The sequence below is a fragment of the Secundilactobacillus malefermentans genome (genome assembly GCF_008033155.1).
GTDB lineage: Bacteria > Bacillota > Bacilli > Lactobacillales > Lactobacillaceae > Secundilactobacillus > Secundilactobacillus malefermentans.
Window position 1 is genome coordinate 217,228 of record NZ_CP042371.1, and the last position, 21,470, is coordinate 238,697.

Below are 21,470 nucleotides of genomic sequence, written 5' to 3' on the forward strand. Positions count from 1 at the left end.
TCCTAAAAAAGTATTAGCTCTCTTTCTCAATGATTCGCAATTTTGCGCTATGTGCTCTGTGATTAACTTCAAGCTCCTCGTCACTTGGAACAATCGGCTTTCTATTAATCAACTTGAAATGCGGTTGCATTTCTTGTGGTATTACAGGCAATCCTGCCGGTAATTCCCCTACTTCAGTCTTCTCTTTAAACATCGTCTTTACTAACCGATCCTCAAGAGACTGAAATGTGATAACGCTAATTCTGCCCTTAACCGCAATTATCTCTAATGCCTGCTCAATTGAATCCTCTAATGCCCCTAATTCATCATTAACCGAAATTCGAATTGCTTGGAAAGTCTTCTTAGCTGGGTGCCCCCCATGGCGCCTTGCAGCTGCTGGAATTCCTTCTTTAATAATTTCAACTAATTCACCGGTCGTATCGATTGGCTTGTTACTGCGATGCCGTTCGATTGCTCTAGCAATTGATTTTGCGAATTTTTCTTCCCCGTATCTAAATAAAATTCTGATTAGGTCTTGATATGACCAATTATTCACAACTTGCCAAGCGTCTAATTTAGCGGATTGATCCATCCTCATATCTAAAGGTGCATCATGTTGATAGCTAAATCCCCGATCTGCAACATCAAACTGTGGAGATGACACTCCTAAATCGTACAGAATACCATCAACGTGCTCAACACCCAAATCAGCTAATCGAGCTTTAATCTCTCGAAAGTTCGCTTTAACAAAGGTCAGCGTTCCTTTATCGACATATTCTTTCAAATTGGTTTGATTATAATCTATCGCTGTTTGATCTTGATCGAACGCATATAAGTGTCCAGAATCAAGCGCTTCCAGAATTTTGCCACTGTGACCGCCACCCCCGAGGGTACAATCAACGTAAATTCCATCTGGTTTTATATCTAGGCCACTAACAGTTTCGTTAAGAAGAACTGTCTGATGATTAAATTCTGCCATTAACTATACCTCCTTTGGCCGCATCTATTAGAGATCGAAATCAACTAAATTCTCAGCAATATCGTCGTAATTTTCCTCTGCTGTCTCAGAAAAATCATTCCATCGATCTTCACTCCATATTTCGAAGCGGTTTGCCACACCGACGATGACGCATTGTTTCTTAATCTCTGCGTGATTAATGAGTTGACTGGGTAAATTAATTCGCCCTTGCTTATCAAACTGACAAGCCGTTGCTGCTGAATAGAAGAACCTGACAAACGAACGTGCATCCCGTTTATTCATTGGTAATTCCTTTAGCTTTTGCTGTAGGACAGCCCATTCGGCCATTGGATAACCAAACAAACAGCCATCCATTCCTCGGGTAATAACAAATTCGTCTCCTAATTGCTCCCGAAATTTAACGGGAATTATTAGTCGACCCTTTGAGTCAATTGAATGTTCAAATTCACCCATAAAAATTGCTATCACCCCTATTCATCAGCTATGCGTCAAGTTTACCATAATCCCCCACTTTCTACCACATGATTTCCCATTTTTCTAGAATCTTAAAAAAATAGTTTTCATTTCTTTTGTAAAGCGCTTCCAATTACTGGCATATAAGTCATCCTCTAGTAAGGAAGATTGTGGGGAAAATATTTCGAAAATGTCAAAAATCGGCAAAAATTTTAAAAAATACCGGGTGCCCAACTATCGTTGGACACCCGGTATTTAAAAACCCTAAATGACTCTAAAACCCACCCCCACAATATACACGATCAATAAATATAATCCAGTTAAACGCCACAACCCTCTAAAATACAATCGGTACAATAAAACCCGATTTTTTAACCCCACAACTAGTAGAAAAATCACACACAATAGTAACCATCCAAACAACAGCCACAAATATAAAAAATGGAACGGCTTAACCGCTTCCAAAGAAACGAACAAGAGAAAGGGAACAAACACATCAAACGCCCCCACCCTCCGCGACCAAAACCGACGAAATTTACGTCTTAACCACACAATTAAAATATAAATTAAAATAAGGACCATTATTTGAAAAATCCAACTTTGAAAGAACTGACCCAATGCCACACTCCCCCTCAACACTTAACCTCATTATAAAATACCAATTAAAGAGACACCAGCAATAAAAAAGCAAAATTTAAAATTGCAATATTTCGTTAAGCAAGTTACACTAAAAAAAGTAAATTTTTTTGAAAAGCGGTGTAATTAATGAGAAAGAAAAAAACAACTTTCCAAATCGTCACGATGATCTTCGTTTGGATCATGATCATCGCAACGTTAGGGTCACTAATTTTTTCAGCCCTTTCATCGATTGGCCTACTGGGCAGCAGTTACTAAAATTAAAGTTACCAAAAAGATCCCCATTCAATTTGCAAAAATTGAATGGGGATCTTTTTGTTTATTCTTCTTCGTTATTTTTCTGCTTATAAACTTGGCGTGGTTTACTGCCCTCTTGTGGTCCAATAAAACCACCCTGCTCAAGATCATCAATCATCCTTGCTGCACGATTATAACCAATTCTAAAGTGACGCTGTAACAGTGACGTACTTGCCTTTTGTTGATCCACAACAAAGTTTAGCGCATCATCGAACAAATCATCCTCAGAGTTTTGCAGGTCCTCACTTTTAATTTCTTCATCCGACACAATCATAGAGTCATCATAGTCTGCTTCTTGCTCATTTTTAATAAAGGCAACTACACTCGCAACATCGTTATCAGATATAAAAGCGCCTTGAACTCGCACCGGTGTATTCTGATCAATTGGCAAATATAGCATATCCCCCCGACCAAGTAACTTTTCTGCACCATTTGAATCCAGAATTGTCCTTGAATCGATCCCACTTGAAACTGCAAACGCAATTCGTGAAGGTACATTAGCCTTAATCAAACCAGTAATAACATCAACAGAAGGCCGTTGTGTGGCAAGAATCATGTGTACTCCTGCCGCTCGACCCATTTGTGCCAAACGGATAATCGCATCTTCCACTTCATTTGAAACAGTCATCATTAAATCAGCTAATTCATCAACGATAACAACGATATATGGCAAACTAGGGAGCTTAGGATTATTCGTTTGGTTAAATTCAGCTACATGCTTGTTATAACCCTTAATATTTCGTTGACCATATTGAGAAAATAATTCATATCGTCTTTCCATTTCCGAAACAACTTTATGAAGTGCTCGCGCTGCCTTCTTAGGCTCAGAAACAACGGGGGTCAGCAAGTGGGGAATGCCATTATAAACACTTAATTCCACTTTTTTTGGATCAATCAGCATCATTTTAACCTGGCTTGGCTTGGCTTTCATCAAAATACTCGTGATGATGCCATTAATAGAAACTGATTTACCACTACCAGTAGAACCAGCAATCAGCAAATGTGGCATCTTCGTCAAATCAGCCGTAACAACTTTGCCAGTCACGTCTCGTCCTAACGGAACTTCAAGTAACCCCTGCTTTTGACTCACAATTGATTCCGTAATATCCCGAAATGAAACAGTCGAAATTTTTCTGTTAGGAACTTCAATTCCAATCAGTGACTTACCCGGAATTGGTGCCTCAATCCGAATATCTTTTGCAGCCAAAGCCAATGCTAAATCATCCGCCAAATTGACGATTCTCGAAACTTTAACCCCAATTGCCGGATGTAATTCATACTCGGTCACCGATGGACCCAAGCTAACATTTTTCACTTCAGCTTCAACACCAAAGCTTTCCAGGGTCTTCTTTAAAACTTTCGTATTCTTGTCAATCGCATTGTATTCATCAGATTGGTCCGTCTGAGGAATCGCCGTCAGCAAATCAGCAGTTGGCAGCTGGTAATTAGATTCGTCAGTATTTGATTCATTATCAATTTTTGGTTCGGAATCATCCGTCTTAGTAGTCGGTTTATCGGTTTTCACTAGGTTATTTTGCTGCTTAACTAATTTGCCCTTAGATATTTCCTGATTAGCTACCGTAATCTTATAGTTTGGCTCAGAATCCTCTAAACTTCCCTTTTCTTTTACTTCGGGTTCACTATTCTTAGCGGGAGTTGTCTCAGGCTTCGTCGCTGTAATTTTGGGGGACTTAGTAATAATCTTACTCGTCGTCACTTTGGATGCTTTTCCGCCAACAACCTTAGTTGCTCCTTGAATAAATTGTCCAATCGCACGACCAATTAATTGTAAACCGTTCCCAATGCTTGCGAACACTTTTGATACTGGAATCTTAAAAGCAATCACAACTCCTGCCACCACGAGCAGGATGGCTATTAGCTGCGATCCCAAGATAGCCACTAAGAAATTAGTTACCGCCAACATGTAGGCACCAATCATCCCTCCACCGACAGCCGTCATCACACTTTGTTGCGCGAAATCTGCCTTTAACAGCGCCCAAGTTACTTGAACGAAGTTGACGTGCTGATTTCTCACTAGGAATAGTGCACACGCCATCCATAAAATAATTCCAAGATATGCTAAGCCGCCCCCTAGCCAATAACGCAGCGAAAGCTTCGGCCCTTTGCCAGTGAATAACAAATAAACCGCATAAACGGCAAGTAAAATGAGTAAAAGACGATAAGTGTCGCCAACAAAAAGACGGAAGAAGTTAGCAAAAAACGTGCCGACCATTCCTAAATTTAAATAGGAAAAGAAGGCAATGAGCAAAAAGACTGCTCCCGATATTTGCCACTCATATTTCGTCTGTTTGAGTCGTTTTTGTTTAGCTGATACCCGCTTTTTTGTCTTTTTAGGTTTGCTGACTCGTTTTGTCTGCTTTGCCAAAATTTAAGTACTCCCCCAACTTTGCTATTTTAACTTGTCATTCTTATACAAATGAGATTGTTCCAGATGATTAAAGTTTTGTTGACGCATTGCCTCATAAATAACAATTGCCGCTGAATTTGATAAATTTAATGCGCGAATATTTGAATCATCCTGGGGAATTCGAATCGCCTTTTCAGGATATTGACGCATAAACGGCTCAGGAAGGCCCGTCGTCTCTTTACCAAACAAGAAATAGTACTCAGAATTACTATCTGTATAATCTGGATCAACATAAGTTTGATTTGCAAATTTTGAAACTAAGAATAACTTACCATTTGAAGGTAATTGATTCATAAACTCCGGTAAATTCTTATGGGTGTTAATTTGAACTTTTTCCCAATAATCTAGTCCGGCTCTCTTCATGTGCTTATCATCCAACGAAAAGCCAAGTGGTTCAATTAAGTCTAAAACGGTGTCAGTTCCTGCACATGTTCGGGCAATATTTCCTGTATTTGCAGGCATCAATGGTTCGAACAATACAATATGATTTGTCATTTTTTCTCCTCTTAAAACATTATTACTTTATCATAGCACCTTTAAAAAAGGTTTTGCAAGACAACAAAAAAACGCAACTCCTCGGTGTGGGCACGGCGAGGAACTGCGTTAATGAAGTGCAAATTGCCAGTTACTAACGGGAAAACCGATATTAACTGCCAAACGATTTCTCACTAGTAATATAACACTTCCATGTTGGATATGCAATAATTTGTGAAAAATACATAATAGTGTTCAGCGCTTACGCCTCAACGCTTAACAGCGTAACGTCTACTGTAATTTCATTAATAGGCATTTCCCTGACAACGTCAAGTCGACTTTCATCTACGCCCCAACTTAACGGCGTCATCGACAACAAATCCGCAAATTGGGCGGGCAATATTGGCATTTGATAAACAATCCGTTTGGCGTCCGCGTTTGGATAATGCTGCATAAACAAATCCACCACATTATCATTGCTATATGATCGATGTTTGCTTTCCTTATCATAAAGTAATTGTCTTAATTCAATTAAATAATTTGAGTTAGGAACCACCTTTAATAGCTGACCTCCACCCGCCAGCACGCGATTAAATTCGCTATAAGCAGACGGTGAAAAAATATCAATGATGGTGTCAAAGCTTTGATCATTAAACGGAAGTCTCGCCAAATCAGCCACACACCAAAATGCGTTTGACTCTAACTGAGTTGCTAAGTTGATACCAGGTTTTGATATATCAAAACCAACCGCAACATCGTCTGACTGATGACGCTCATTTAATACTTTAACGAGTGGTGTTCCCTCTCCACTCCCTATATCGAGAATTCTCGCGCCAGTTTTTGGCATTCTGTGGATTATTTCTTCAAGAAATCCATCAAATAATCCCGCCGTCAAAATCCGTCTTCTGGCACTTAACATACTGGCGTCATATTCACTCGACACATCGTGATTCAAAAAAAAGAGCGTTCCCTTTTTCGATAAATCTAATTCATGTCCATTTGAACATTTAATTCCATGGCCAACCACTTCCGAATACGGTAGCTGACACACTGGACACCTGAACAAATCAAGTTGGTCTTGTAAGAACGCTGTCGATCGATCAATTTTTTTCAAGCTAACTCTCCTTAATGTGATTCTGAATCAATTTCTTCAAGATATAACCCAGAATACCGTTTGTACCACAAAAAGATTTGGGTTACAAAAACCCGAATAACTGCGTACCCAGGAATGCCTAAAATAACTCCCAAAACGCCAAACAACTTACCAGAAGCCAATAAGACAAATATGATTGTAACTGGATGAATTTTTAAACTGTTCCCTAAGACTAATGGTGAGATAAAGCGCCCTTCCAACGTTTGTTCTATCCCAAATACAATAATAACTTTTATCAGCATTAGTGGTGAAATGAAGGCGCCAACGACCAGTGCCGGCACTAAGGCAAGAAATGAGCCAATGTACGGAACCAGATTTAGAACACCTGCTGAAATTGCTAGTAAAAGTGCAAACTTAAGTCCGATAATCCAGTAGCCGATTAAAAACATGACGCCAACACAAAATGCCACGATTAATTGTCCTCTAACGTAATTACTAACCTGACTATTCATTTCTTTAATTACTTCGGATATAGACTTTCTGGCTTTTGTTGGAAAAAAATGGACTAAATAGGCTGGCAATTTATGCCCGTCTTTTAGCAAATAAAATAGGATAAACGGTGCAGTTATAATTGAAACGGCAATTGTCGTGACCCTTGAAACAAAGCCGCCAACTGAGTTTAATGTTTGATTAAAGAAGGAGGACGTTGCCTTTGAATACTGTTCAGAGGCCTGCTTGTTAAAGTTATCCAGCTGATCTCTGAATGAATCAAAGTGCGGACTATTTGAAAACTTGGTTGATTCCTCAACGACCTTATTCCAGTAGTCAGGCCAATTTGCGAGTAAGCTCATAATTTGCTGTTGAATTATAGGAATAATTGCAACGATCCCCCAAACTATTAAGCCTAGCACCACGATAAAAATTGCTGAAATACTCCAGACTCGCTTAATTTTAAATCGATTTTCAACTCGATCAACAATTGGATTTAACAGATAATAGAATACCCCTGCTATAATTATTGGCGTCCCAATAATTCCAAATAACGTTTTTATTGGGTAGAAAAGCCATTGAACTTTACTTAGTACAAATAAAATTAGTAGAATCAGTAAAATAACCGTCAATGAAGAAACCAACCGATTATTCACCACCCAGTTGTAAAACCAGGAGTGTTTCGCACCTTCTTTATTGGTCAAGGCAATTCCTCCTAACTAGTCATATGACTTGTAGTACTGTTATAATCATTGTAGCATAGTCAATTGTCGAACAAACAGAATATGTAAATGAGGGGATATGAAATAGTGCAAATTAATGAAATTATCGTTCAAAATTACGCTGAGGTAACTGCTGCCGTTCAGCAAAAAGCTAAAAGGCTCCTGCTAGTTTCTGACCTAGCTTTAGGTGGAACCACTCCTAGCTATGGCACAATTGCCGAGGCGACACGGTATGCCCACGACCACAACGTCTCGATATCAATCTTGGTTAGACCCAGAAGTGGAAGTGCGGACTATAACGATGCCGAAATTAAAATTATGGATACAGATTTACTTGAAATTCAGAAGTTAGGCTCCGATGGCGTCGTTTTCGGCGTCTTGACCCAATCCGGCAACCTTGATGAAGACGCAATGGCTAACTTGGTCGCTGCGGCTGGTGGTATGGCATTAGGCTTCACAACTGGTCTAAACCGACCAACCGCCCCAATTGAAGACGAGGCCGTTTTGTGGCTAAGTGATAATGATTTTACCCGGTACTATGCCCCAATGGCGCCTGAGAAAGAACTAACGACGGAAACTATCAGCTCATTGATGAACGCCAACCAAAAACTCAGTGAACGCAACATTCAGTTAATTCCTACAAATTTCCACTCAAAAGCGGAAATGACGACATTGACAGACAGGACTAACATTAGTCAGACGGCAATTCTGCCATCTCAAATTTAAAACGACTGCATTGGCAGTCGTTTTTTTATACTTCCGATTCTTTTGTAATAAGTGTCGCCATGTCACTGGGAATGGGCGCGACACACTTGATGACTTGTTTACTAAATGGATTATAAAAAGTAACCGATAGACAATGCAATGCTTGGCGCTTAATCCAGGGATTTGAGGTGGATCCATATAGCCAATCACCTATTAATGGATGACCAATTGATTGCATATGAACCCGAATTTGATGTGTCCGCCCTGTGTGCAGCTGCAACCTTAATAACGTTGCTGCTGGCATTTGCTTAATACGCCAATACTCAGTAATTGATTTTTTCCCTTCACTTACCACCTGGCGCTTAATAAATGAATTTGGTGCTCGACCAATTGAAGTATTGATAATATCGTGATTCTTTTTTAGCTGACCTTCTACTACTGCGAGATAGGTCTTTTTTAATTGATGCTTTTTTAGTTGAAGATCCAATACTGAATGAGCTAAATGATGTTTAGCAAATAACACCACTCCGCTTGTTTCTCTATCCAATCTGGTTACGATATGCGTCACTTGATTTTCGTAAGCTTGCCTAACATAGTATCCCTTCACACGGTTAACCAACGTATCCCTAGCGTAAATGTGTGAAGGGACTGATGCTACGTTTGCTGGCTTATTTACTACCAAGAAATGCTCATCTTCAAACAGAATATCAAGCGGCAAATCAGACGGCGAAATAACGTCATTAGCAGGCTCTGGCGGGAGGACCATTCGAACCCAGTCACCCTTTTGAAGCGATTCATTGACTCGCCGCTCAACACCATTTACTTCAACTAAACCGCCGTGATACTTTATTTCTTTTAACAGGGATCGAGTCACCCCATTTTCTGCTAAAAGGGTTCTAACCTTTATTGGTTCCGTACTTTCATTATGCCAATTAAACTCAGTCATGTTGTTCCTCACCAATAAAGGACCCACTGACTCGTTTCCAAAATTGTGTATGCCGATACTGTGCAAATGAAATTCGTTGCTGAGAAATCCGATAAGAAATCGATTTAATTGGTCGATCAGAAATTGTCAGCTGATCACAAGTGACAACGTCATTATCACCAGTTTCTGGCTCAACCCTTAGCCACTCGTCTTCCGGCAAAATAAGTGGTGATCCAATTGTTCTAAACACCCGATTATTAATAGAGGCTATTTCTGTTACTTGAATCGCATCAAATTTTGGATTAATGATGGCCCCACCAACTGACTTATTATAGGCCGTAGACCCTGTCGGAGTTGAAATACATAGGCCGTCTCCACGAAAGCTTTCAAAGAATTCACCTTTGATAAAAATATTTGCTTGCATCGTATTGGTTGGTCGTTTAATTGTTGATTCGTTTAACGCCAAAATTGAATCCGATTGATTATCATTTAAATAATCAACTTTTACATCTAATAACGGATAGCTCACACTCTGACCATCATCGTGAACTAAACTATTAATGAGTTCCTTCACCTCATAATCACGCCAGTCAGTATAAAATCCAAGGTGTCCCGTGTGAATACCGACAAACCGAATTTGTTTTAGTCGGTCAATATAGTGATGAAAAGCTGATAGGAGCGTCCCATCGCCGCCAACTGTAATGACAATATCCGGATTCAGGCCGTCAATTACAAGATCAGTTTTATTAATTAGGTCATATAAAGCGGCTGACACTTTTCTAGAAGCGTCGCCCTTATTACTAAATATTGCAATTCTCATCTAATCATCCTTATTTTGCTCATTACGCCGCTTAACGACTTCTCCTTTGCCATAGGAGAAAAGGTGCTGAGCCTCTTGAATTTCTTCACGAATTTCAGACATCTCGGTATCTAATTTGAACGCAGCTTCTGCAGCACGATGTAGGCGTCCATTGAGTTCCTCAGGAAATTCTCCTTGATACTTATAATTCAAAGAGTGTTCAATCGTTGCCCAAAAGTTCATGGCCAATGTTCTAATTTGAATTTCCGCTAAAATGCGTTTTTCACCAGTAATTAATTGAACTGGATATTCAATTACAATATGATACGAGCGATAACCACTAGGCTTCTCGTTGTGTATGTAATCTCGCTCCTCCAGAATCTTTAGATCCGTTCGTTTTCTGAGTAAATCAACCACTTGATAAATATCTTCGACAAATTGGCACATAATTCTTAGACCCGCAATGTCTTCCATATCTTGTTCCAAACGATCCTCAGAAACATGTCGTCGCTGCATCTTTTCCTGAATACTATCAACTGGTTTTACTCTGCCAGTCACAAACTCAATTGGTGCTCGTTCATTTTGATTTTGAAATTGCTCTCTAATGCCACGCAATTTTATTTTTAATTCATTTACCGCCTGTTTATATGGCAGTAATTCTTGATTCCAATCCTTAATCACTTTCTCACCCCATTACGTCAGATTTGACGTCTTAATGCCTTCTCAATTTTATCATAAAATTTCAATTCTGGACCAAACCATTGCTTTCATTCCTTGATAAGTCAAAATTCTTTACTGCGCACACGAATTAGGGCATTATAAGGGTGCAAATCAGTGAAAGTTAATTTATTGCTATTTTTCATAAAATCAATTATTCTGAATACATTGTTTTTTCTTACATATCAAATTTGTGGGTCCCTACCCATAGGAGGAAGTATTTTGCTAGAAGTTTATTTATTTGTAAATCCGCTTGGCGGCAAGTGTATGTCGTCTGAGCAAAATATCATCAAGCTGGCTAACGAATTGCCCGACCAACTATCCTATCAATTTGTTCCAATGTTAAGCATGCAGCTGAACGATTCCCCTATTGCCTCAAATACCGTTAGTTTAACGGATCGAAACCAGACCTTTGCGCAGCACTATCAGACCGTCTTAGATTATAAAGCAGCACTGTTTCAAGGAAAAAAGCGTGGACGTCAATTCCTGCTTGAACTCCAGGGTGCTCTGTTAAAGGCTGGTCAACAATATAGTGATTCGCTTGTTCAAGGAGTCGCAAAAACAGTTAATCTTGACTTAGAAATGTTTCTTGAAGATCGTCAGTCAAATCTAGCAAAACGGGCATTTAAAGCAGATCAACGACTTGCAGCTGAAATGAAGGTTGAACACGCCTCCACGGCCGTTATCTATAATGCCTTATCTGATGAATCGGGTTTAAGAGTGGACGATGTTAGTTATCCGGTTTTACGAGAAGTTTGTGAAAGACAAGGCTTCACGCCAACTTCTAGCATTCAAACACCAACATCAAGTTTTGATAACCATCCCCACTTACGAGTATTGTAATTTACAATAGCGAACCAGTCACCTTCTAGGTGAGTCGGTTCGCTATTTTTTTAGTTATTTTCAATTATTTTTTCAAACTCGTCTAATCGTTTTTCGAACGTGTCGAATGCCTTTTCCAAATAAGTCGACTGGGTCATATTCACACCAGCTGATTTCATTACTTCAATTGGATAATTGGCGCTTCCGGCTGACAAATAATTTAGATATTTTTGAACATTCTCCTTGGATCCATGCGTAATCCCATTTGCCAAAGTTGTTGCCGCTGCAAATCCAGTGGCGTATTGGTAAACGTAAAAATTATAATAGAAATGGGGAATTCTGGACCATTCTAATCCAATTTGTGGATCTCGAGAGACTTCATTTCCGTAATACCGTGCATTTAAATCACCATAGTATTTAGTCATCATGTCAGATGTTAACGGATTTCCCTGGGCATCGGCTTCATGAATAAATTGTTCAAATTCTGCAAATTGCGTTTGGCGGAAAATGGTTCCCTTAAATCCATCTAAATAATAATTTAATATATAGGCTCGGATTTTTGGATCATCATACTTGTTTAATAAATAATCAGTTAAAATATTTTCATTGGTCGTTGACGCAATTTCTGCAACAAAGATCGAATAGTCCCCATACTGGTAAGGTTGATTATGATGCGTATACCAGCTGTGCATGCTATGACCCATTTCATGGACTAAAGTATAAAGATTATCTAAATCATTTTGCCAATTTAAGAGCATATATGGGGCTGTATCATAGGCACCAGAAGAATAGGCCCCACTCCGTTTACCCTTGTTTTCAACAACATCAATCCAACGAGATGAAAAGGCCTCCTCTACGTGAGAAATATAATCCTTACCAAAGACACTCAACGCGTCGAGTGCGGTTGCCTTTGCCTCCTCATAAGTGTATGAAAGGCTTGGTTCTCCTGTAATTGGCGTATACATGTCATACATATGCAACTCTTTTAAATTTAAAATTCGTTTACGTAGCGCAACGTATCTGTGTAGTAAAGGTAAGTGTGCGTCAACCGTTTTTACTAGGGTATCAAAAACTGATTCAGGTATTTGGTTTTGACTCAGTGCCTGGTCTTTGGCACTTACATATTTATGGCTCTTAGCCATAAAATTATGGGCTTTAACCTCTCCGGACAAAGTTGAAGCCAATGTATTTTTAAATTGTCCATAGACTTCATATAGGCGTTCAAAAGCTTGCTTACGAACTGCCCGATCGGTCGATTTAATTAACGTATCATAAATACCTTGTGACAGTTGAACTTCATCCCCACTTTCATCGGAAACTACCGGAAATGTTAAATCAGAATCGTTTATGATACCAAAAGTTCGAGAAGAACTGGAAAAAATATTTTCTGCACCAGCTAATAGTTTTTCTTCATCTGCAGACAGAACGTGATTCCTTTGCATGTTTATCACATCAAAATAATGTTGATACTTTTGTAACTCAGAATTATTGTGAATCATGGAAAGCAATTGTTGCTCCGGAATTGCTAATAGTTCTGGTTCAAACCATGCAGTACTTGCTGAAAAATCAGAAACCAGGGTCTCTGCCCGACTGTTTAGTGCCTGATTTTCCGAATTTGAGGTATCAACATCGCTTTTTAACTCGGTGTACACATAAAGCTTCTCAAGCTTCCGATCAGTTGCTAAAATGGCCTCTAATGCGTTTAAGAGAGAAGTCGAATCATTTATTAAAGTACCCTTCAATTTTGCTAAAACCGGTAACTCACTTTGTACTTCGTTAAAAGCTAACTCGAATTCATCACTACTTGCATAAATCTTGCTAAGATCCCAGGTTAACGTTTGTGCAACCTCGTTTCTTTTTGGTAACTGTTTTACCATGTCGATTCCTCCAATTATCAGTTTTCTGTTACCGTTATCATACTACATTGCACTTTTATTTTTAATTTTTAACATCAAATTTTGCATTAACATCATATAAAATTTCTTATAGAAGTCGTCATACCATTTTTCAGCGTTTGGTATTTGTAAAAAGTTATAGGGGCCACCTAATAAATCAGTTATTCGCCGACAAATGTTCAAGTAATCCTCGAGTAACAGTTCATTATGATAATCAGCCTGTATCGTAACAATCACTAATTTTCCCCAGATAACGTTTGATTGACGAAAAAGGGGCTTTATTTGTAAATCTTGAAAAAGCCAATGTGGAATTTGCATTAGTGAGCTTCCTCTAACATAGCAATAGTTTTGCCAGCTTCGATAATTGGTTGAATTATAAAATATTCCAGTTTGAATTTGCTTCATTAGTTTTCGATAAACGCTGAGATTTCCTTTACTTGCTTTTACAGAGATTTGAGCTGATGAAAGCCACTTCGCATAGTCATAATAAGTTGAAAATTGCATGACCTGATAATAAATTTTCTGACTACAATCAATTTTAAGCTGGTAATGCACTTCCAATACTTGTAATTTTGAACGCCAATACAATAAATAAATTCCTAAATTTTTCCTGAAATAAGCAAATTGCGCAATTTTGTCGCCAGTTAATTTTCTTTCGAGATAGGGTTCGCCTAAAATCCAAATTACCGGGATTTTTAAAGACTGATACCCTTTATTTCGCTGCTTATGCCGTTCTGCCGATAGCGGACTGCACTGAAATTCAATAGCTGTTTGATGCTGGCCATTTGTTAACAAAACATCTGGACGCTGCTGAATCGCAGGAAAGTAAACTTCTAAATCACCCTCTAGGTTGGCACCTTTGAAAAAATTAAGAATTGCTAGTTTTCCAACAAGATGGCGTTCCGATTCATTTTCTAGTAATGCAAAACACGCGGCATTTTGACGATGTGCAAAGTGTGGCAACAGGATTTTTCCCCGTCTTAATCGCACTTGCTTGTGACACACGGGACAAAAGTATGAATCTTTCTTCCGCAACTTTTTATCAGCAATGACTAATTGATTATCCTTGGTTAATGCTGTCAGCATTTCTATCATCTCCAAAGATAAATACGAAAAAAACCACCAATTATTTTTAATTGGTGGTTCCTCTATTTGATAAAATACTTTCTGGTTAATTCAAATGCTGAATTTTCCATTATTCGTTTACCATGCTCTTCAAGCACATCAACAGTGACTTGTGTCTTGTCAGCATACTCGTAAGCAACTGCCAATTCATCACTAATAGATCCCTTTGATGCTTCATTTAAATCATAAATAAATTCAAGATAGTAATCTCCTTGATACTTGTAAAGACTTGTTTTAGCATCTGATAAATGCATCAGTTGAGCAATAGCAATCAATCCTTCGAAATCATGAAGCTTGATAATAACGTCATGAATTGGTACTTCTACCTTACTTCCGGCTTGTTTATTGATTGTGTATCCACCCTTGTCTTTCGATTGACTTGTTGACGAGCTCTTCCCATCAGCTACATTATTATCCGTCGCCATTAATTGTTGTCTCAAAAAGTCAGGTACCTCTTCTTCAGTACCATCCTCAACCATTGACTCAGAATCGTCTTCCTCATCATCCGTGTCACCCTTACTAATAAAGAGTTCTAATCCATTTCGATTTGGCAAGACCTGGAATGTCACTGCATCATTTTGTTGAAATTGGTGATCCACATCCACTTCTTCTAAAATGCTGTAAAAGAAGTTTTCAATTTGCTTGTGATTTCCGAGCAGATCAAGGACTGTGATGCCACGTTCTGATAAATCTTCGTTCCCAATGAGAACTCGAATCGTATTTTCATTAATTCTTTCCATCTTCATGAATAAGCACCCCTTTCTCTGCGCTTAGGGTATAATCCTACAGCTTCAATTCTATAAGAATTTGAGTAAAAGTAAAGGATAAGCGTTCCTTTTAGGTGATTATAATGGAATTTTTAATATTTGTAACTTAATTTAACTAAATTTCAGGGCTCTATACTTTTTCCTGTTGATGAACTACCAATGTGGTAATCTATTAACAGGATTTTTTTGAAAAAAAAAGAGGCCCACAGGTCCCCACACACAAAAAAATCCACCCACTACAGCATCATCAAAGGATGTGAGAAACCATGAACCCTATAGATAATAATATAAAATTTTCACTCAGTATTAAAGACCCAAATGTTATTTTTTTCAGTTATAAGCATCAATTCATAAAATCAAAACCTGCTAAAGTCTATGTTGCCAATGTAAAAGCCACTTATACAAGGTGTCCTCAATGTGGTTTTGAAAACTTTAGTCATAACGGACACTATGTGTCACGCGTTTCATATCCGTCGGCCAACGCTAGTGAGCCCGTCTATCTTGAACTTCATAAAGAACGATTAATCTGTAAAAATTGTGGAAACTCGGTAATGGCAACAACAGACCTCGTCAATAAGTATTGTAATATTTCCAAAGCTACCAGACAAAAAATATTCATGCATCTTCAGGATGATCGTACTCAGACTAGTATTGCTTTAGATAATAGTGTTTCTCCCAGTACCGTTTGTCGCTATTTAGACAACTATGATGATCTATTTCGGAGAAATTATCATTCTTTACCTGAGCACTTATCTATGGATGAATTTCGTGGTGTTGGCGGCGATTTCCACTTTCTTTGTATTAACGGTGATGGTGATCATGAAATTCAACAGATCCTACCGGATCGCTTTAAACAAACTATTATTGATTACTTTAATAAGTTTGACAGCACCGCTAGAAAGCAAGTAAAGACAGTTTCTCTGGACCTTAATAGTTACTATCAAGATATCGCCAGATTGGTATTTCCAAATGCCAAAATAATTGTCGATCGTTTTCATATTGTTGCGATGATGACTAGATCTTTTAACCAAAGTCGCGTTCAAATTATGAAAGAATACAAGAAACAATCCAAGGAATATCGGATGCTTAAATTCTCCTGGAAACTTTATTTAAAACACTTCGATGAGCTTGAGATTAAAAAAACATTTTTCGATCGACACCTTAGGAAACAAGTAACTCAACTCGAAAGAGTTCAGTTAGGTCTAGATGTTGATGAAAGACTGTTAAATACTTATAACGCCATGCAAGGCATTATGATATGTCTTAAAAATCACGACAAAGATGGTCTTGTTCAATATTTATATAACAACGATAAGCTTAGCTCGCAAATGAAAGATGTTTTAACCACATTTAAAAAGAATCTTGAAATAGTCCTCAATGCCAGTGAATCAAAGTATTCTAATGGTCCAATTGAAGGGATCAATAGAATGATTAAGCAAATTCAAAGAACTGCCTTCGGTTTCCGAAATTATCACCACTTAGTTTCAAGAGTTAAATTACAACAAATGAGAACCAAACCAAACAAAAAGACACTGTTAGAAGTTGCATAACTTCTAACAGTGTCCCAAATTCATCTATCAACAGGATTTGACAAAGAGCCTAACTTCTAACAGTGTCCCAAATTCATCTATCAACAGGATTTGACAAAGAGCCAATTTCAGCTCGTTGCCTTGCTTCTTCAAACTCAAGGACTCGAACGTGCTTCGGCAAAAAGCGTCTAATTTCATCATCATTATAGCCGACCTGTAATCGCTTGTTATCAATCAAAATTGGTCGCCTAAGCAATCCCGGATGAGCCTCAATCATGCTAATTAACCGGGTTAAGGGGATATCATCTAATCCAAACTTTAACTCTTGAAATTCTTTCGACCTTGTTGAAATAATATCTTCAGTTCCGTTTTCTGTCATTTGTAAAATTTGCTTTATCTCATCTCGAGTTAGCGGATTAGCAAATATATTTTGTTCAGCATACTCAATATCATGTTTCTGTAACCAAGCTTTTGCTTTTCGACAAGATGTACAACTGGGTGACGTGTATAGTGTGACAACCATAGTGTGACCTCCTTCAGCTAAATAAATCGTTGCAACATATTAAGTATAAACTATAGTAATCATAATTTAAACCCAATTCACTGAAAGACCACACTAATGTCATGGTTAATTCACTATTTCTAAATTTGATAAACTTTTCGTAATTCAGCGTGTTGAACTGGAATTAAGTTTCCTGCACTTTGTTGTGCCTGACGTGTTAATTCTTCTAAATCTCCATTTTGCGGTAAATGAGTCAACAATAAGTTCTTTGCCCCAGCAAGCTTAGCCAACGTGCCTGATTCACTCGCTGTCAGATGCCACTTTTTTCCTCGTTTATCATCAAAGAAGTTCGTATCAGTCAGCAGTAAGTCTGAATTTTTTGAAAATTCCACCATTTTGTTAAAGTAATTCGTATCTGCTGTAAAAACCAATATTTTACCAGTTTCCCGTTCCGTGATGCGCATGGCAAAAGCAGGAACAGGATGCTGGGTTTCCAGAAAACTAATTTCAAATGGACCAAGTACAAGTTCTTTATCTTCACTATATGGCCTTCCAATCGTGGAATTTGGCCAATTAAGTGCTCCAAAGTTTAGTGGGTCTTGCGTATGACCATAAATTGGTAATAAATCCTGTGACCGATTTTGTGGGTGAAGCTGCCAATAGTATTGAAGGACTCCTATGTCTGCAGTATGGTCATGATGATAATGGGACAAAACGACCGCATTTAATTGAAGCGGATCCAAAACTTTTTCTAGACTTAACAATGCCCCGCTTCCGCAGTCAATTAAAAGATTGAACTGATTACTTTGCACAAGATAACTACTAGTACCAACACCATTTTGAGGATAGCCACCGTAGTATCCTAAGACAGTTAATTTCAATTTACTCGCCCCTTTATGTTGTAACTTTTAGTGTAAATCCTCTTTTATCCAAAGTAAACATTTTCTATTAGCCTCAATAATTAGTATAATGAAAGTAGGTTAGGAGGTCTTTTGTATGTTAAAGCAAATATCTATCACCTTTGGCAGCTACGCCATTCTGAATCAACTTAGAGAAAAGCACTCAGATCGACAACAGTTATTGGTGCAATCAGACAATACAAACGATGACATTGCGCTCATCGATGTTTCTGGTCAAAAAAACATTTTTAAATCTGGGGTTGTTTACGATATCAAGTCTCATGCTGGGGATTCGGATTGGAATAAAAACTTCTATTCCTTTATCTATCTTAAAAATTTATCACCTGACGACCAAAAAGTTTTCAATGCGACCGCAAATCAATTGGTCAATTCTCCAGAACTCCCACAAGGTATGCAAGCAATTTACTTTATGAAAGAGTTGAAAAATAGGGGCAATAATATTATCTTGACGACGTGGACGGACACTCAAGAATTCAACAGTTGGACTCATAGTGACGAGTATGCAAGATTTAAAGGCTTTGATACACCACTCCACGATTACCGAATTGTTACCTACTTTAAATATGTTGAAAATAATAAATAAATTTAACCTTAACGGCCCTAACAGATGAACTCTGCTAGGGCCGTTTGCTACTTAATTTTTAGAGTTAATGCGTTAATAGCAACAATAATTGTACTTAGTGACATAACGGCAGCCCCAACCATGGGATTGAGCATAAATCCAATCGGAGCCAAAATTCCAGCAGCAAGCGGAATCGCGAGTATATTATATCCGGCCCCCCACCACAAATTCTGAATCATTTTTCGATTTGTTGCTTTTTCAAGCTCAATTAAGGTGATAATTGCTTCCGGATTCGAGTTAACTAAAACCACATCAGCAGAGTCGATTGCAATATCCGTTCCAGAACCAATTGCAACGCCAATCGATGCTTTCGCTAAACTAGGAGCATCATTAACACCGTCTCCAACAAACATAGAAAATCCGTGTTTTTCAAAATCAGTTACGGCTTTCTGTTTTTCTTCTGGCAGAAGTCCAGCTTTAATTTTCTCTATACCCAAATTATGGCCAACCGTTTTTGCCGCCATTATGTTGTCTCCTGTTAACATAACTGGAATAATTCCCAAACTTTTAAGGCTTGAAATGGTTTCCTTTGCTGTGGATTTAATTTCGTCAGCCTCCGCAACAAGTCCAATAACTTTAGATTTAGTTAGTAAGAAACTAACTGTGTTGCCATCATTTGCGAGCGTTTTGAATTGGTCACGGTCGTATGAAATTTCGTTCCTATCCAAATATCCGGATGACGCAATCTGATATTCATTGCCATCAATTGTTCCTTTCAGCCCGACCCCCACAATCTGTGCTGTATTTTCAGTATGTGCTGCAGTTATTTCTTTCTTTTTTGCAAAGTCCAAGATTCCAGTAGCTAGTGGATGAGTCGCGCTACTCTCAAGTCCAGCCAATATTTTTGTGATCTCGTCATCCGTAAAATCCTCTGATAAACTAATTAAGGCTGTTACTGTAAATTTACCTTCAGTGAGAGTCCCCGTTTTATCAAGTAAAACGTATTTTAATTTATTTATTTTTTCCAGGACTGTTTTGTTTCGAATTAGTAGTCCATTTGTCGCTGCGATAGAAGTACTTCTTGCAGTTACGAGTGGTATTGCGAGCCCAAGCGCATGTGGACAGGCAATGACTAATACGGTTACCGCAATTGGTAAGGCGACCGTTAAATCACTCAGAAATAGCCAAATACTAAATGACAATATACTAACAAAGAGTGCAGCATAAAATAAATAGCCAGCAACTTTATCAGCTCTATTTTCTAGTTTTGATTTATTCGTCTGAGCAGACTGAACTAAATCCATAATTTGAAAAAGATAACTATCCCGACCTACCTTAGATATCTTAAATCTAAATGTCCCGTTACCATTCAGTGCGCCTCCAATGACTTTATCATTCTTTCCTTTTCTAATTTCCTTTGATTCTCCAGTAATCAGAGACTCATTAACCGATGTTTGACCATCAATAATAACGCCATCTGCAGGAATTTGTTCTCCTGCTCTAACTTCAAGTATTTGATCCATTTTTAATTTGGCTACATCAATATCAATAATAGAATCGTGATCAACTAAATGCGCCTGTTTTGGTATTAACTTTGCCAAATGATTAACATCAGATCCCGCACTCATAACAGCGTTCATTTCTATCCAGTGGCCTAAAAGCATTATATCTATTAATGTTGCGAGTTCCCAAAAGAAATTAGTAATCATCGACGTAACTTGAAAAATGTTGTTTGCAATAATAGCGTATAAACTATAGACATATGCCACTAATATTCCCATTGAAATCAGCGTCATCATCGCTGGCTTTTTCTTATGAAGTTCACCCCTTGCCTCGCTAAAGAAAGGTTGACCACCAACAAGAAAAAGTACGGTTCCAATTACAGCAACTAAATAATCAGATCCTTCAAAGAAAAACTGAAATGGCAGTTTCATTCCCATCATAGGCGACATTAGAATAATCGGCACTGTTAGCACAAGGGAAATCCAAAACCTAAACTTCAAGCTTTTCATGTTCATCATTGGCGGCTCGTGACGAGTACCCTTTCCATCATGTTCACCATTTACGTGCTTCATATCGTCCATATTATTCTTCCTCTTTTGTACGCTTTGAAAGACAGTCACATGCAATTTCGTCTGGAGCAGTTTTTAGCTTATTATTTAATTCATTGATTAAATTGTTAATGTCATTTTTGCTTAATTTTAAATTTTTAACAACACTGAGTAGCGTGTCCCCCGCACACATCGCACACATATTGTTAAAAGTTTCTACAGCTAATTTTTCATTTGACTTATTCTCAGCTATCAGTGGGAAATAAGTGAATGAATTTCCATCTTTTTCGGCTTCTAAATAATCTTTTTTAACCAATCGACCGATTAGCGTTTTAACAGTAGATGCTTTCCAATCCATTTTATCGGAAAGATAAGAAGTAATTGTGCGACTCTTAGCTTTTTTCAATGTCCAAACGACACGCATAACTTCCCATTCGGCTTCCGAAATATTTAGAATTTCTGTCATAACTTCATCTCCTAATTGTGTTTACATATGTAGTCTACCATGGATGCCTGAATCCGTAAACAATGGCCCTCGAAAACTAGTTTTTTACACAAAAACTGACTAACATTAGTGGTGAATCATAATTCGACGGAATTA

At 38.1% G+C, this 21,470-nt stretch carries 21 protein-coding genes; 5 read left to right on the forward strand and 16 right to left on the reverse strand.

The annotated features are described in order from the left end of the window. Nucleotides 1–13 precede the first annotated feature (13 nt). Both rsmH and mraZ read right to left on the reverse strand, forming a co-directional pair. Nucleotides 14–958 carry a 16S rRNA (cytosine(1402)-N(4))-methyltransferase RsmH gene (rsmH, locus tag FGL90_RS01065; protein ID WP_147656530.1) on the reverse strand — a complete coding sequence of 315 codons (945 nt, stop codon included), beginning with the start codon at nucleotides 956–958 and terminating at the stop codon, nucleotides 14–16. A gap of 27 nt (nucleotides 959–985) precedes the next feature. Next, nucleotides 986–1,417, reverse strand: a complete 432-nt coding sequence (gene mraZ, locus FGL90_RS01070; protein ID WP_010620121.1) for a division/cell wall cluster transcriptional repressor MraZ — start codon at nucleotides 1,415–1,417, stop codon at nucleotides 986–988. Nucleotides 1,418–2,176: 759 nt separating this feature from the next. Here mraZ and FGL90_RS01080 point away from each other — a divergent pair. Further along, on the forward strand, nucleotides 2,177–2,305 hold the full coding sequence (locus tag FGL90_RS01080; protein ID WP_010620123.1) for a DUF4044 domain-containing protein: 129 nt from the start codon (nucleotides 2,177–2,179) through the stop codon (nucleotides 2,303–2,305). 61 nt (nucleotides 2,306–2,366) lie between these two features. Here FGL90_RS01080 and FGL90_RS01085 read toward each other — a convergent pair whose 3' ends face one another. From FGL90_RS01085 to FGL90_RS01100, 4 genes are all read right to left on the reverse strand, one after another. After that, complete coding sequence (locus FGL90_RS01085; RefSeq protein WP_010620124.1) at nucleotides 2,367–4,730, reverse strand: FtsK/SpoIIIE family DNA translocase; 2,364 nt, start codon at nucleotides 4,728–4,730, stop codon at nucleotides 2,367–2,369. Between the two features lie 24 nt (nucleotides 4,731–4,754). Continuing rightward, a complete protein-coding gene (locus FGL90_RS01090; protein ID WP_147656534.1) occupies nucleotides 4,755–5,267 on the reverse strand; it encodes a tRNA (cytidine(34)-2'-O)-methyltransferase in 513 nt (170 codons plus the stop codon). Between the two features lie 241 nt (nucleotides 5,268–5,508). Continuing rightward, on the reverse strand, nucleotides 5,509–6,360 hold the full coding sequence (locus tag FGL90_RS01095) for a methyltransferase domain-containing protein (RefSeq protein ID WP_147656536.1): 852 nt from the start codon (nucleotides 6,358–6,360) through the stop codon (nucleotides 5,509–5,511). An 11-nt stretch (nucleotides 6,361–6,371) separates the two neighbouring features. Continuing rightward, complete coding sequence (locus FGL90_RS01100) at nucleotides 6,372–7,532, reverse strand: AI-2E family transporter (protein WP_147656538.1); 1,161 nt, start codon at nucleotides 7,530–7,532, stop codon at nucleotides 6,372–6,374. A 105-nt stretch (nucleotides 7,533–7,637) separates the two neighbouring features. On the opposite strand from FGL90_RS01100, the gene FGL90_RS01105 reads away from it, so the two are divergent. Further along, a complete protein-coding gene (locus FGL90_RS01105; RefSeq protein WP_187240423.1) occupies nucleotides 7,638–8,276 on the forward strand; it encodes a copper homeostasis protein CutC in 639 nt (212 codons plus the stop codon). Between the two features lie 25 nt (nucleotides 8,277–8,301). On the opposite strand, the gene FGL90_RS01110 is transcribed toward FGL90_RS01105, so the two are convergent. From FGL90_RS01110 to FGL90_RS01120, 3 genes are read right to left on the reverse strand one after another with little or no spacing between them, the layout of a single operon-like run. Continuing rightward, nucleotides 8,302–9,201, reverse strand: coding sequence for an RluA family pseudouridine synthase (locus FGL90_RS01110; RefSeq protein WP_147656542.1), 900 nt, complete (start codon nucleotides 9,199–9,201; stop codon nucleotides 8,302–8,304). Continuing rightward, nucleotides 9,194–10,000 (reverse strand): NAD kinase, encoded by an 807-nt coding sequence (locus FGL90_RS01115; RefSeq protein WP_010620130.1) that lies wholly within the window; start codon nucleotides 9,998–10,000, stop codon nucleotides 9,194–9,196. The genes FGL90_RS01110 and FGL90_RS01115 overlap by 8 nt, the downstream gene beginning before the upstream one ends. Further along, nucleotides 10,001–10,660, reverse strand: coding sequence for a GTP pyrophosphokinase (locus tag FGL90_RS01120; protein WP_010620131.1), 660 nt, complete (start codon nucleotides 10,658–10,660; stop codon nucleotides 10,001–10,003). 258 nt (nucleotides 10,661–10,918) lie between these two features. On the opposite strand from FGL90_RS01120, the gene FGL90_RS01125 reads away from it, so the two are divergent. After that, nucleotides 10,919–11,539: a DsbA family protein gene (locus tag FGL90_RS01125; RefSeq protein ID WP_147656544.1), complete on the forward strand. Its 621-nt coding sequence runs from the start codon at nucleotides 10,919–10,921 to the stop codon at nucleotides 11,537–11,539. Nucleotides 11,540–11,589: 50 nt separating this feature from the next. Here the strand turns inward: FGL90_RS01125 and pepF are convergent, their stop codons facing one another. The 3 genes from pepF to FGL90_RS01140 form a co-directional block, all read right to left on the reverse strand. Further along, nucleotides 11,590–13,395 (reverse strand): oligoendopeptidase F, encoded by a 1,806-nt coding sequence (pepF, locus tag FGL90_RS01130; protein WP_147656546.1) that lies wholly within the window; start codon nucleotides 13,393–13,395, stop codon nucleotides 11,590–11,592. 42 nt (nucleotides 13,396–13,437) lie between these two features. Beyond that, nucleotides 13,438–14,499: a competence protein CoiA gene (locus FGL90_RS01135; RefSeq protein ID WP_187240424.1), complete on the reverse strand. Its 1,062-nt coding sequence runs from the start codon at nucleotides 14,497–14,499 to the stop codon at nucleotides 13,438–13,440. Nucleotides 14,500–14,561: 62 nt separating this feature from the next. Then, nucleotides 14,562–15,284 carry an adaptor protein MecA gene (locus FGL90_RS01140; RefSeq protein WP_147656550.1) on the reverse strand — a complete coding sequence of 241 codons (723 nt, stop codon included), beginning with the start codon at nucleotides 15,282–15,284 and terminating at the stop codon, nucleotides 14,562–14,564. A 287-nt stretch (nucleotides 15,285–15,571) separates the two neighbouring features. Here FGL90_RS01140 and FGL90_RS01145 point away from each other — a divergent pair, with 287 nt between their 5' ends. Beyond that, nucleotides 15,572–16,855 carry an ISL3 family transposase gene (locus tag FGL90_RS01145; protein WP_010620868.1) on the forward strand — a complete coding sequence of 428 codons (1,284 nt, stop codon included), beginning with the start codon at nucleotides 15,572–15,574 and terminating at the stop codon, nucleotides 16,853–16,855. Nucleotides 16,856–16,928: 73 nt separating this feature from the next. On the opposite strand, the gene spx is transcribed toward FGL90_RS01145, so the two are convergent. Beyond that, nucleotides 16,929–17,357, reverse strand: a complete 429-nt coding sequence (spx, locus tag FGL90_RS01150; RefSeq protein WP_147656552.1) for a transcriptional regulator Spx — start codon at nucleotides 17,355–17,357, stop codon at nucleotides 16,929–16,931. A gap of 119 nt (nucleotides 17,358–17,476) precedes the next feature. Further along, entirely contained in the window at nucleotides 17,477–18,217 is a 741-nt protein-coding gene (locus FGL90_RS01155; RefSeq protein WP_147656554.1) for an MBL fold metallo-hydrolase, read from the reverse strand. A 115-nt stretch (nucleotides 18,218–18,332) separates the two neighbouring features. Here FGL90_RS01155 and FGL90_RS01160 point away from each other — a divergent pair, with 115 nt between their 5' ends. Then, nucleotides 18,333–18,839 carry an antibiotic biosynthesis monooxygenase gene (locus FGL90_RS01160; RefSeq protein WP_010620138.1) on the forward strand — a complete coding sequence of 169 codons (507 nt, stop codon included), beginning with the start codon at nucleotides 18,333–18,335 and terminating at the stop codon, nucleotides 18,837–18,839. Nucleotides 18,840–18,886: 47 nt separating this feature from the next. On the opposite strand, the gene FGL90_RS01165 is transcribed toward FGL90_RS01160, so the two are convergent. Both FGL90_RS01165 and FGL90_RS01170 read right to left on the reverse strand, forming a co-directional pair. Further along, on the reverse strand, nucleotides 18,887–20,902 hold the full coding sequence (locus FGL90_RS01165; protein WP_147656556.1) for a copper-translocating P-type ATPase: 2,016 nt from the start codon (nucleotides 20,900–20,902) through the stop codon (nucleotides 18,887–18,889). Nucleotide 20,903: 1 nt separating this feature from the next. After that, entirely contained in the window at nucleotides 20,904–21,335 is a 432-nt protein-coding gene (locus FGL90_RS01170; RefSeq protein ID WP_010620140.1) for a CopY/TcrY family copper transport repressor, read from the reverse strand. Between the last annotated feature and the right edge of the window lie 135 nt (nucleotides 21,336–21,470).